At 58.8% G+C, this 12055-nt stretch carries 11 protein-coding genes and 1 pseudogene; 5 read left to right on the forward strand and 7 right to left on the reverse strand.

The genetic code is table 11. The features are described 5' to 3' along the window. Positions 1 to 84 precede the first annotated feature (84 nt). The 4 genes from hemW to A7P97_RS03095 form a co-directional block, all read right to left on the reverse strand. Positions 85 to 1257: a radical SAM family heme chaperone HemW gene (gene hemW, locus A7P97_RS03080; RefSeq protein ID WP_067530347.1), complete on the reverse strand. Its 1173-nt coding sequence runs from the start codon at positions 1255 to 1257 to the stop codon at positions 85 to 87. 30 nt (positions 1258 to 1287) lie between these two features. Then, the gene (locus tag A7P97_RS03085; RefSeq protein WP_231865630.1) at positions 1288 to 1674 is read right to left on the reverse strand and encodes a hypothetical protein; all 387 of its coding nucleotides are present in this window, start codon (positions 1672 to 1674) and stop codon (positions 1288 to 1290) included. An 82-nt stretch (positions 1675 to 1756) separates the two neighbouring features. Further along, entirely contained in the window at positions 1757 to 2236 is a 480-nt protein-coding gene (locus A7P97_RS03090) for a hypothetical protein (protein WP_067530349.1), read from the reverse strand. Positions 2237 to 2308: 72 nt separating this feature from the next. Further along, positions 2309 to 3409: an NUDIX domain-containing protein gene (locus tag A7P97_RS03095; RefSeq protein ID WP_369799514.1), complete on the reverse strand. Its 1101-nt coding sequence runs from the start codon at positions 3407 to 3409 to the stop codon at positions 2309 to 2311. 182 nt (positions 3410 to 3591) lie between these two features. On the opposite strand from A7P97_RS03095, the gene A7P97_RS03100 reads away from it, so the two are divergent. Both A7P97_RS03100 and A7P97_RS03105 read left to right on the forward strand, forming a co-directional pair. After that, on the forward strand, positions 3592 to 4674 hold the full coding sequence (locus A7P97_RS03100; RefSeq protein ID WP_067596312.1) for an ATP-binding protein: 1083 nt from the start codon (positions 3592 to 3594) through the stop codon (positions 4672 to 4674). A gap of 189 nt (positions 4675 to 4863) precedes the next feature. Continuing rightward, entirely contained in the window at positions 4864 to 5484 is a 621-nt protein-coding gene (locus A7P97_RS03105) for a DUF4189 domain-containing protein (RefSeq protein WP_067530351.1), read from the forward strand. A gap of 76 nt (positions 5485 to 5560) precedes the next feature. On the opposite strand, the gene argG is transcribed toward A7P97_RS03105, so the two are convergent. Beyond that, positions 5561 to 6907, reverse strand: a complete 1347-nt coding sequence (argG, locus tag A7P97_RS03110) for an argininosuccinate synthase (RefSeq protein WP_067530352.1) — start codon at positions 6905 to 6907, stop codon at positions 5561 to 5563. 59 nt (positions 6908 to 6966) lie between these two features. Between argG and A7P97_RS03115 the strand changes: the two genes are divergently transcribed. Further along, positions 6967 to 7629, forward strand: a complete 663-nt coding sequence (locus tag A7P97_RS03115) for a hypothetical protein (protein WP_125080365.1) — start codon at positions 6967 to 6969, stop codon at positions 7627 to 7629. 218 nt (positions 7630 to 7847) lie between these two features. After that, the gene (locus A7P97_RS03120; protein ID WP_067530354.1) at positions 7848 to 8573 is read left to right on the forward strand and encodes a phosphatidylserine decarboxylase; all 726 of its coding nucleotides are present in this window, start codon (positions 7848 to 7850) and stop codon (positions 8571 to 8573) included. Positions 8574 to 8744: 171 nt separating this feature from the next. Here A7P97_RS03120 and A7P97_RS03125 read toward each other — a convergent pair. Both A7P97_RS03125 and A7P97_RS03130 read right to left on the reverse strand, forming a co-directional pair. Then, positions 8745 to 8900: pseudogene (locus A7P97_RS03125) on the reverse strand (plastocyanin/azurin family copper-binding protein); the annotation flags it as partial. Between the two features lie 98 nt (positions 8901 to 8998). After that, complete coding sequence (locus A7P97_RS03130) at positions 8999 to 9589, reverse strand: adenine phosphoribosyltransferase (protein ID WP_067447806.1); 591 nt, start codon at positions 9587 to 9589, stop codon at positions 8999 to 9001. Between the two features lie 151 nt (positions 9590 to 9740). Between A7P97_RS03130 and A7P97_RS03135 the strand changes: the two genes are divergently transcribed. Then, entirely contained in the window at positions 9741 to 11954 is a 2214-nt protein-coding gene (locus A7P97_RS03135) for a bifunctional (p)ppGpp synthetase/guanosine-3',5'-bis(diphosphate) 3'-pyrophosphohydrolase (protein WP_067530355.1), read from the forward strand. Positions 11955 to 12055 lie beyond the last annotated feature (101 nt).

Genomic DNA, 12055 nt, shown 5'->3' on the forward strand with positions numbered 1-12055 from the left:
GGAGGGTTTGGGGGGTAGCCTGTTCATTGCGTGGAAACCTGGGCTGCGGTTTTCAGGTAGCCTTTGCTTGGGGCGGAAACGGGCTTACAAAAACAGTTGCAGCAAATCGTTCAGATAGCGTTGGCCGCGTTCGGTAGGGCGCAGGAGGGTAGGGTTGGGGTCGATGAGGCCGAGCTGGGTGGCTTCTTGCAGGGGGCGGGCGATGGTGGCGAGGCTGTGGCCGGTGCACTCTTGGAACAGGCGGGCGGGCACGCCGGCGGTGAGGCGCATGGCGTTGAGCATGAATTCGAAGGGCAGCTCGCCGGGGGTTACCTGAAAGCGTTCTACGGCATCGGCGGGATTGCTCTGCATGGCGGCGAGGTAGCTGCGTGGGTGGCGGGCGCGGGTGGTGCGCGTGATGCCGCTGTGGCTGCTGATTTTGCCGTGGGCGCCGGCGCCGATGCCGATGTAGTCGCCGAATTGCCAGTAGTTGAGGTTGTGGCGGCATTGTTGGCCGTTTTTGGCGAAGGCGCTGGTTTCGTAGCGTTCGAAGCCGGCATCAAGCAGGGTGTGGTGCACGGCTTGTTCGATGGTGTAGGCGGCGTCTTCTTCGGGGATGCCGGGGGGCGGGGTGCGGCCGAAGGGGGTGTTGGGCTCCATGGTGAGGTGGTAGGCGCTGATGTGGGTTACGCCGAAGGAGAGGGCGGTTTCGGCATCGCGCTGCGCTTCTTCGGGGGTTTGGCGCGGCAGGGCATACATGAGGTCGGTGTTCACGCGGGGGAAGATGGCGAGCGCGGCTTCGATGGCGGCGCGGGCTTCATCGCCGTTGTGGATGCGTCCGAGGGCGTGCAGTTTGGCGTTGTCGAAACTTTGGATGCCGAGCGACAGGCGGGTGATGCCGGCTTCGGCATAGCCTTGGAAGCGCGCTTGCTCGAAGGTGCCGGGGTTGGCTTCGAGGGTGATTTCGGCTTCGGGCTGTAGTCGCACCAGCGCGCGCACGCCGCTGAGCAGATGGTGGATGGATTCGGCGGAAAACACGCTGGGGGTGCCTCCGCCGATGAAGATGGTGTCCACCGGCCGCCCCCAGATGTGGGGCAGTTCGTGTTGCAGGTCGGTGAGCAGGGCGTTGATGTAGGCGGCTTCGTCGGTGTCGGGTTTGAGGCGGTGGGAGTTGAAGTCGCAATAGGGGCATTTTTGGATGCACCAGGGGATGTGGATATAGAGCGAGAGCGGGGGCAGGGCGCTGGGGCCGGAGCCTGGGGCTTGCAGTAGGGGCATGGTGTGGCGCTTGGTTTTTAAAATAATGGGTTATTCGGCTTGGAAGGCTACCTGAAAAACTTGGCTGCCGATGCGGAAGTCTGCCAGGTAGCCGTCGCGGCGGTCGGTGCATACGGGCAGGCGGATTTGGGCGGCGAGCCAGGAACCGTCGGCCTGGCGCTTAAGCGGGAAGCGGTTGAAGCCCATATCCATACTGTCCATGCTGAAGCTCACTTCGGCCTGCTGTACTTGGGGCGGCACGTTTTCCAGGGTGATGTCGAAGGGGCGGTGGCGCGCGGCGGCAAAGCGGATGCGGCTGCCGTCGGGCAGGGTGCAACCTTGGTTCGGGTCGCAAACGGTTTGTACTACCGTTTCGGCAGCAGGCTGTTGCCCAGCACGCCATTGGCGTACGGTGAAATGGCCGCTGGCCAGCAGCAACAGCGCGGCGATGACGAGCAGGATTTTGGCGCGGGGGAGAGGGTTTGCGACATAAGAGGCTACCTGAAAAAGTTTGGGTGGGTTATCTGGGTCTGATTAGGAAAAGTATTATGACAATCGGGGCCAGCAAAAACGGCACAAAGCTGTTGAGAAAACCTGTCCGAAACGCTGCCCTTCCCTCGGCTTTTGCTCCTGCTTGCCGTATCAAAGCCACGATAAAGCCGATCACTAAAGCCGGTGTCGAAAACCAATATGCAAACCATAATTCATTGTTGTCAAACACAAGCACTGCCAGCCAATACATCCATATCCCCAAATTTATGGCCAGTGAGATGCCCGACACAAAATACGGCCGAACGCTCGACATTTTCCAACTGCACAGCCAAGCCAGCAGGGTGGGGATGAGCAGAAGAATATAATTAGCAAGAGCTACGTCTTCCAAAAAAGGTAAAGTCAATAACCCGATTGAGGGTGGCCAGCACAGCGTATATACCGTTAGCGGCAGATACAGCGCCAAGGCAATCAAAATATCTTTCCAATACGGATTAAGCTTGTTCCACATTTGTTGGTCCTTTCGGTTTGGTTTTTTTCAGGTAGCCTCATGCCATGTGGCAAAGGCTACCTGAAAACATCTTCATCGCCCTTGCACCACCGCATGCGCCCCTGCCGCGAGCCAGCGTTCGGCATAGCGCGCCGCTATATCGGCATCGGAAGGCAGCAGCACCAGCGGCAGCGGCACGCCTGCGGCCAGCGCGGCGCAGGCTTGTTCCGCCGCTGTTGCGTTATCTGCCGGCCACACGGCGGCTTCGGCTTGGGCGGCGGCTGCGGCGGCAATGTCGCTGGCTGAGTGCACCAGCGGCCAGCGGTGCACATCGTCCGGCGTATCGGCGGCCAAATCGGCTAAATCCGCCAGCAGGCGGCTGCCCGGCGGCGGGTTGGCGGCATGGAGCGGCAGCACGCAAAAACCGTCTGCCGCGTGCAAACCCTCATTCAGGCTACCTGAAAACTGCGTGGGCAAAGCCAGCGCCGCCAGCAGCGCGGCATTGGCCGGCAGCATGGGCGACACATCATAACGCCCCGGCTGCTGCCAGCGCCATTGCTGGCCTTCGCACGCTTGCAATTCGCCGCGCCAGCCGTCGGCCGGCACGCGGAAAAAACGCAGCCGCACATGGGCGTGTTCGTAGCTGTGGATTTTGGCGAGCCACGGCACAGCGCTGCGGATTTGAATGCCCAGCTCTTCGGCAAACTCGCGGCGCAATGCCGCCAGTTCGCCCTCTCCCGCCTCCACTTTGCCGCCGGCAAACTCCCAATAGCCCGCATAGGCCTTGCCTGCGGGGCGCGAACTGAGCAGCACCTCGCCGCGATCGTTATACACAATGCCGGCCACCACTTGCAGCAGCAGGCGGGGATCGGCCTCGGCCGGGGCGATGCAGGTGTGCCAGAGCCAGTCGATACACTCCTGCAACAGGGCGGGCAGGCGGCTGATTTCGCGGGTGTATTCCTTGCGCAGCGGATGTTCCCAATCTTGGTTTTCCACCAGCATCACGCCAAACTGCCCGCGCGGGCCGAAGCCATACCAGCCCGCATCAAGCAGGTATCGCCCGCCGCCAAAGCTGATTTGCAGCAGGTCTTCGCCTAAAAGCAGATCGGCCGGGTTGCTGTCGGCGTGTTCCAGCAGCCAGAAGAAATTGTCGTAGGTGATGGTTCCGTTGCGGAGGTTGAGGGCTTGGGGCATGGTGTGGCGGAGGGAGGGATAAACGCGGGCAGTTTACTGGAGCGGGCGGGCTCGGGCAACGGCGGCGTTTCAGGTAGCCTGCAAAGGGTGGGCGGGTATCGGCTTAGACGTTATTAGACGATAAATGTACAATTAGACAAAATGCAGTACAATAATGGCTAATCCCACATAAAGGCACCCGTATGGAAGACCCTCTCTATTTTCCCAGAACCGAATTGGCCGCCGCCCTGCTCAGCAGCCTGAAAAGCGGCGTATCCAACGCATTCACGCTGTTTGCCCCGCGCCGCATGGGCAAAACGCAATTTCTCACCAACGATATTGCCCCCGCCGCCGAGAAAAACGGCTTTAATGTGTTTTACTTCTCTTTCATGGACAACAAAGACAGCGCCAGCACCGCGCAGTTTTTCCATGAAGCCCTACACCGTTTTGCCTTGGAAACCCGCACCGGCAACGGCGTGAAAACCTTTTTCGGCAGCCTAACCAAGATAGACGTGTTGGGCGTGGGCCTGGAGCGCGAAACGCCGCCGTGCGACCTGCCGGGCATCAGCGAAATCATCGCCTATATCGCCGCCGACAGCCGCCCCACCTTGCTGCTGCTAGACGAAGCGCAAGAATTGGCGCGGCTGCCGAATACCGAAGGCATGATCCGCAGCTTGCGAACCGGCCTGGATATCAACCAAAGCCGCGTGAAAACCCTGTTTACCGGCAGCAGCACCAACGGCCTGCGCGCCATGTTCAACGACATCAAGGCCCCCTTCTTCCATTTTTCCCATGCGCTGGATTTCCCCACTTTGGGGCAGGATTTCATCGATTTTTTGGCCGGCGTTTATTACGACCGAACCGGGCAGCAGCTGGATGCGGAGAAGTTTTACGCCATTTTCGAGCAGTTCAACAAAAGCCCGATGTATATCCGCGCCGTGATTCAAGATATGATCATCAACCCCGCGCTCAGCTTAGAAGCCGCCGCGCAAGTGCGGCTCGGGCAGATGCAGGAAAACAGCAATATTCCGATGCAGTGGAAAGCATTAAGCGCCATCGAGCGGCTGCTGCTGCAATCGATGGCGCTGGGGGAGGTGAGCCCGTATGGTGCGGAATTCAGAAAGCAGGTCGCCCGGATATTGGGCGTGGAAAGCGTGAAAGTGAGCACCGTGCAAAGTGCCATCAGAAAGCTGCAACGCAAAGACATGATCAGCAAATTCGGCAACAGCGCGTTTCAAATCAACAACCCTTTGCTGCAAATGTGGCTGAGTGAGAATGCGGAATAAGTGCCAGTGCACGTTTGCGGTGTTGCAGCGGAGAGTACAAACCTGCTGTCGGGCAGCATTCTCCTAATGTGGGGATAGTTTTCAGGTAGCCTTCAAGCAGCGGGATAGATGTTTACAATATCTTGTTTTTTGTTACGATCCGATCATCGGCAATACCCTTATTCCCCCTTTCCAAACAGGAGCGGCAAGATGAAGCAAACCATGATGAACACGGCAGCGGGCGTATTGGCGGCAGTGCTATTGGGCAGTGCGGGCTTGGCATATGCCAACCCCTATCCGGTTGGCTCGCAGCAATGGCACAACTTTAATGGCATCATGCAGTCGGAAGCAGATCGGATACAACGCGAGCGCAATGCCGTACGGCAACAGCCGATCAACCGCGGCCCCACCGCCGCCGAAATACGCGCCTGGGAGCAGCGCGAGGCGGAGGTGCAAGCCGAAATCGTGGAACTGCGCCGCACGCCGTTTTACATGGTGATTGCCTATGATTTCGACACCCGCCAATCCATGTGGAGCGGCGGCTATATTTCCGAGCACCGAGCCGTGGAAGAAACCCTGAAGCAATGCAGCTCGTCCAATTGTCGAGTTATTAAAACTTTTGCCAACACCTGCGCCGCCGTGGTTGAGCCAGACAGCCGGGCAAAATCGGCGGCAGATATTTTCGTTGCCTTAGATAAGGATGACAGGCAGGCAGCGGCTAAAGCCATGCACTCCTGCGAAGCGCAGCACGGCGCGGGCAATTGCAGCTATTGGCAAGTCCGTAAACCCTTGTGTACTGGCTACGATTACAGTATCTACGGCCAGCGTTAAGCCAGTTACAGCCAAAAGGCTACCTGAAAACCGAATATGGTTTTTCAGGTAGCCTTTTATTTGCTACAGCCCGGGCTTACTTACTCTTGCCCAGTTTCGGCAGCACCGAGCCTTCGCCCAGCGAGAGCAGGCCGCTGTCGGCGTAGATGCCGAGTTTGGCGCGGGTGTCGGTAATGTCCAGATTGCGCATGGTGAGCTGGCCGATGCGGTCGAGCGGAGTGAACGCGGCATTTTCCACTTTTTCCATGCTCAGGCGTTCGGGCGCGTAGGTGAGGTTGGGCGATTCGGTGTTCAGAATCGAATAGTCGTTGCCGCGGCGCAGCTCCAGCGTTACTTCGCCGGTGATGGCTTTGGCCACCCAGCGTTGGGCGGTTTCGCGCAGCATCAGGGCTTGGCTGTCGAACCAGCGGCCTTGATAGAGCAGGCGGCCGAGGCGCAGGCCGTTGGTGCGGTATTGCTCGATGGTGTCTTCGTTGTGGATGCCGGTGAGCAGGCGCTCGTAGGCGATGTGCAGCAGCGCCATACCCGGGGCTTCGTAGATGCCGCGCGATTTGGCTTCGATGATGCGGTTTTCGATTTGGTCGCTCATGCCCAAGCCGTGACGGCCGCCGATGCGGTTGGCTTCGAGGAAGAGTTCCACTGCGTCGGCAAAGGGTTGGCCGTTCAATGCCACCGGCACGCCTTCTTCGAAGCGCACGCGCACTTCTTCGGCCTTCACTGCCACGCTTTCATCCCAAAACGCCACACCCATAATGGGTTTGACGATTTTGATGCCGCTGTTCAGAAACTCCAAGTCTTTGGCTTCGTGGGTGGCACCGAGCATATTGGAATCGGTGGAATAGGCTTTTTCCACCGACATTTTGTATTGGAAGCCGTTGGCGATGAGGAATTGGCTCATTTCGTGGCGGCCGCCGAGTTCGTCGATAAATTGCTGGTCGAGCCAGGGTTTATAGATTTTCAACGCGGGATTGGTAAGCAGACCGTAGCGGTAGAAGCGTTCGATGTCGTTGCCTTTGTAGGTGCTGCCGTCGCCCCAGATGTTCACATTGTCTTCCTTCATGGCGGAAACGAGCATGGTGCCGGTTACGGCGCGGCCAAGCGGGGTGGTGTTGAAATAGGGCACGCCGCCGGTGGACACATGAAACGCGCCGCATTGGATGGCGGCGATGCCTTCGTGCACAAGCTGTGCGCGGCAGTCGATTAAGCGGGCGTTTTGCGCGCCGTATTCCATGGCTTTTTGGGGAATGGCGTTGTAGTCGTCTTCGTCGGGCTGGCCGAGGTTGGCGGTGTAGGCGTAGGGCTGCGCGCCTTTGAGTTTCATCCACAGGAGGGCGGCGGAGGTGTCGAGCCCGCCGGAAAAGGCGATGCCGACTTTTTGGCCAACAGGCAGGGTTTGCAGAATGGTGGCGTTGTTCTGGCTCATGATGCTCCTTTGTTTGGCAAGATGGTTGAAGGCTGGGATTGTGTGCCAGCCGGCACAGATTGTCTAGCTTCACGATAAGGCTACCTGAAAATGCCCGGTTTACGCATGTGGCGCTTTCAGGTAGCCTGTGCGCCTTGGGTGAAATCAAGGAGCGGGCAGTGGGGAATCGGCAAACTTTGCCGCAGCAGCAAACGATGATTTGGTATGTGCTGTATACGGGCATTTCCTGCGGCCTGCTCTACGGCGCGCTAACCGTGTTGTGGAAAGGCGGCTGGCAGTCGCCGCAGGCCATGCTGCTGCGCCTAGTGGGATTCAACGGTTTGAGCATCGTGCTGACATCGGCCATCCACTGCCTGTGGCTGCTTGCGCTGCCCGCCCTGCTCACGATCTGGCTGGCCGGCCGCTTGGCTTGGCAAAATAATCTGCCGGGACGGGCAATGGCCACTTTGGCCTGGATGGGGCTGACGGCGGTTTTGTATGCTCTGCCGCAATTGGCGGGTGTGGATGTGGTGCCGGAGTTCAACCGGCTGATTGCCAACACTTTGGAGGGCGTGCTACCCGTGCCCGACGGCATGTTCAACCGGCTGATGGCCACGCCGCCGTGGTATGTGCTGCCTGTACTGTTTGCCTGCGGCGGCTGGCTCGCGGCCATGATGGTGCTGCCCTACGAACCAGACGAAACTTGGGGCGACCGCACGGGCGAACACGGCGAGCAGTGGTGAAGTAAGCCGAGGCTACCTGAAATTTCACAAACTACTAGAAATTCAACCTGTGCCTATGACCAAAAATATTACGCGCGCCAAGTTTCCGAAAGAAGTTTATTGCCTCCCACAATAGAGCAAGCAGCGAAGGCTATGGTGGAAGTTAAGTTAATTCGCCATATATCCCGTATCTTGTATAATCGCACCCTATTCCAACTTTATTTCATGAGGATAATACCGTGAACCGTTCCTACCCCCACCCGCTGATTGCGCGGGAAGGCTGGCCGTTTATTTTGGGCGGGCTGCTGCTGAGCATGCTGGTGAGCATCTGCTGCGGCTGGTGGTCGCTGCCGTTTTGGGTGTTTACCGTGTTTGTGGTGCAATTTTTCCGCGATCCGGCGCGCGATATTCCGGCCGACCCGGAAGCCGTGCTTTGCCCGGCCGACGGGCGCATTGTGGTGGTAGAACGCGCTGAAGACCCGTTCCGCAAGGTACCTGCGCTGAAAATCAGCGTGTTTATGAACGTGTTCAACGTGCATTCGCAACGCGCGCCGGTTGACGGCACGGTTACGCGGGTGGACTACTTCCCGGGACAATTTGTGAACGCCGCACTGGATAAGGCCTGTACGGAAAACGAGCGCAATGCGGTTTTCGCCACCACCCGAAGCGGGCGCGAGCTTACCTTTGTGCAGGTGGCAGGCCTGGTGGCGCGGCGTATTTTGTGCTACGTGCAGCCGGGCGAGAAAATCACGCGCGGCCAACGCTACGGCTTTGTTCGCTTCGGCTCGCGGGTGGATGTGTATCTGCCCACCGATGCCGTGCCGCTGGTGGCCATCGGTGAGAAAGTGCGCGCCAGCGAAACCATTTTGGCACGCCTGCCGCTGGAAGCCGACGGCGAACAAACCGCCATCGAAGAAGCTGCGGCCTTGGTGCAGGCGGCGGCGGAAGAGGTGCTGCCGGAGTAAGTTTTTGGGACTTGGCATTCGGGGCAAAGGCTACCTGAAAACAGGAATACCGGCCTTCCGGCATCCATACCCAACCCGCAAAAAAGGCTACCTGAAAACGCAGCGTAGCGGAGTTTCTGCAAAGCTAAACTTTCAGGTAGCCTTTGGCCTGTTTGGGCAAACTGTCGGCGTTTAATCTGCCAGTTTCACCACACCGTTCATCACGCCGGCATGCCCGGGGAAGGAACAGAAGAATTTGTAGTTGGTGCCGGCGGCCAGTTTGGCCACGGGGAAGGTAACAGAGGCTTCTTCGCCGCCGCCGATGATTTTGGTGTGGGCAATCACGCGCCTACTGTACCGCTTTATCCGGCGGCATAAAATTCCTCTAAATCGAAAAATAATCCGGCTTCAGGTAGCCTGAAAGCCGGATATGGCATGGGCGGTTTTTAGCCGGCCTGCGGCGCAATATGCTCTTTTCCCACGGCACCGCTGTTTTGATACAGAGTAAACAGGGAAACGCCTTCGTTGCGGACGCGGTCGCCGCCGGGCAGGTCGGTGAACTCAAGGATGGCAGCGGCTTCCACCACGCTCCCGCCGAGCTTGTGGATGAGTTTAATGCCGGCGTGCATGGTGCCGCCGGTGGCCACTAGATCGTCCACCAGCAAAACGCGGGCGTTGTCTTTAATGGCGTCGGTGTGGATTTCCACGGTGGCTTCGCCGTATTCGAGCGCGTAGCTTTCAGAAACGGTGGTAAAGGGCAGCTTGCCTTTTTTGCGGATGGGCACAAAGCCCACGTTGAGCTGGTAGGCCAGCGCGGCGCCAATGATGAAGCCGCGCGCGTCCAGCCCTGCCACCACGTCGATATCTTGCGTCATGTAGCGGTAGGTGAGCAAATCCACCAATAGGCGGAAATATTCCGGGCTTTGCAGCACGGGGGTGATGTCGTGGAACAGCACGCCTTTCTGCGGCCAGTTTGGGATTTTGCGGATTTTCTGCGCCAGCATTTCAACAGTCATCACTTCGGGGTGGAACAGCATAGCGGGTATCTTTCAGGTAGCCTTTGGAAAGCGCGAATCTTACCACTTCCCCAAACAAAATTGCACCTGCATCAAACTCCCTGCGCCAACAAGGCCCCACCCGCCGGATTTTTGGTTACAATCAAACTTCATACTGCACAAAAGGGAAACCATGGAGACCGGCTATTCAGACACGCATGTAACCAACCTGCAAGAATGTTTGGCCTGGCTGAAAGGCTATGCCGCACAGCAAAACGAGGCCGACCGCTCACTCTTGCAGCAAGCGTTCGCACTGGCCGAGGCGCACTACCCCGCCAACGCACAAACCTACGCCGGCGAGCCGCTGCTGCCGCACGCCGTGGGTGCGGCGCAGATGGTGGCGCAGCTCGATTTGCTGCCCGAAGCCGTGGCTGCCACCATATTGTCGGGCATGTCTAAGCAGGGCGGGGATTGGCAGCTTCAGGTAGCCGGGCAGTGCGGCCAAACCGTATGCAGCCTGATGCAGGGCATCGACCAAGTGCAGAAACTCACACACTTCGCCCGCGTGGATGGCCTGGCCACGCCAGAAGAACGCGCCGCGCAGGCCGAAACCATGCGCAAAATGCTGCTGGCCATGGTGTCCGACATCCGCGTGGTGCTAATTAAGCTCGCCTTGCGCACTCGAACCATGCAATACCTCGGCAGCTGCCCCGACAGCCCAGAAAAACGCAGCATCGCCAAAGAAACGCTGGATATTTTCGCTCCACTGGCCAACCGCTTAGGTGTGTGGCAGCTCAAATGGCAGCTCGAAGACCTCGGCTTCCGCCACCAAAACCCCGAAGAATATCACCGTATCGCCCACCTGCTCGACGAAAAACGCCCCGAGCGGCAGCACTATATCGACCACTTCCTCGGCATCCTCAAAACCGAGCTGGCCAAATACGGCATCCGCGATTATGACGTGGCCGGCCGCCCCAAACACATCTACTCCATCTACCGCAAGATGGTGAAGAAAAAGCTCGATTTCGAAGGGCTCTACGACATCCGCGCCGTGCGCGTGCTGGTGAACAGTGTGCCCGAGTGCTACACCGTGCTGGGCATCGTGCATAGCCTGTGGCAGCCCATCCCCGGCGAATTCGACGACTACATCGCCAACCCCAAAGGCAACGGCTACAAAAGCCTGCACACCGTGATTGTCGGCCCGGAAGACAAAGGCATCGAGGTGCAAATCCGTACCAAAGAAATGCACCAATTCAACGAATTCGGCGTGGCCGCGCACTGGCGTTATAAAGAAGGCGGTAAAGGCGATTCCGCATATGAGCAGAAAATCGCCTGGCTGCGCCAGCTCTTGGATTGGCGCGAAAACATGGCCGAGAGCGGCAAAGCCGACCTCGCCGCTGCCTTCCAAACCGAGCTGTTTAACGACACCATTTATGTGCTCACCCCGCACGGCAAAGTGCTCTCCCTGCCCGTGGGCGCCACCCCCATCGACTTCGCCTACGCCCTGCACAGCAGCCTGGGCGACCGCTGCCGCGGCGCGAAGGTAGACGGCCAAATCGTGCCCCTCTCCACCCCGCTGGAGAACGGCCAGCGCGTGGAAATCATCGCTGCCAAAGAGGGCGAACCATCCGTAAACTGGCTGTATGAAGGCTGGGTGAAAAGCAACAAAGCCGCCGCCAAAATCCGCGCCCACATCCGCCGTCAAAATGCCGAAAGCGTGCGCGAACAAGGCCGGCTGCAACTGGAAAAAACCCTGCTCAAAGTCCAGCCCAAGCCCAATATGCAGGCTTTGGCCGAAAAGCTCGGCTTCAAAAAACCGGACGAGCTCTACACCGCCGTGGCACACGGCGAAATCATGCCCCGCGCCGTGCAGAAAGCCTGCGGCCTGCTGGCCGAGCCACCTGCCGCGCCGGTGAGCACCGAGAGCATCGTCAAACAGTCGCGCATCAAAGAAACCGGCGGTAAAGGCGGCATTTTGGTGGACGGCGAATCCGGCCTGCTCACCACTTTGGCCAAATGCTGCAAACCCGCCCCGCCCGATGAAATCGCCGGCTTCGTAACGCGCGGGCGCGGCATTTCCATTCACCGCATCGGCTGCGCTTCTTTCCAGAAACTCGCCGCCGACGCGGCTGAAAAAGTTGTGCCAGCCTGCTGGGCCGGCGTGCCTGCCGGGCAAGTGTTTGCTGTGGATATCGAAGTATCCGCCCAAGACCGCAACGGCCTGTTGCGCGATATTTCCGAAGCACTGGCGCGGCATAAACTCAACGTGACCGCCGTGCAAACCCAATCGCGCAACCTGCAAGCCAGCCTGCGCTTCACACTAGAAGTACATCAGGTGGACGACCTGCCGCACGTGCTCGCCAGCCTCGCCAACGTGAAAGGCGTAACCGGCGTGAGCAGGCTGTAGGCGCATGGTTTGACCGAATAAGGCTACCTGAAAGCTCAACCAAATATTTTCAGGTAGCCTTCCCATTCCCATCCCAAGGCTAAAATTGCCCCATCCCATCC

Source organism: Eikenella sp. NML070372, from assembly GCF_001648415.1.
GTDB lineage: Bacteria > Pseudomonadota > Gammaproteobacteria > Burkholderiales > Neisseriaceae > Eikenella > Eikenella exigua.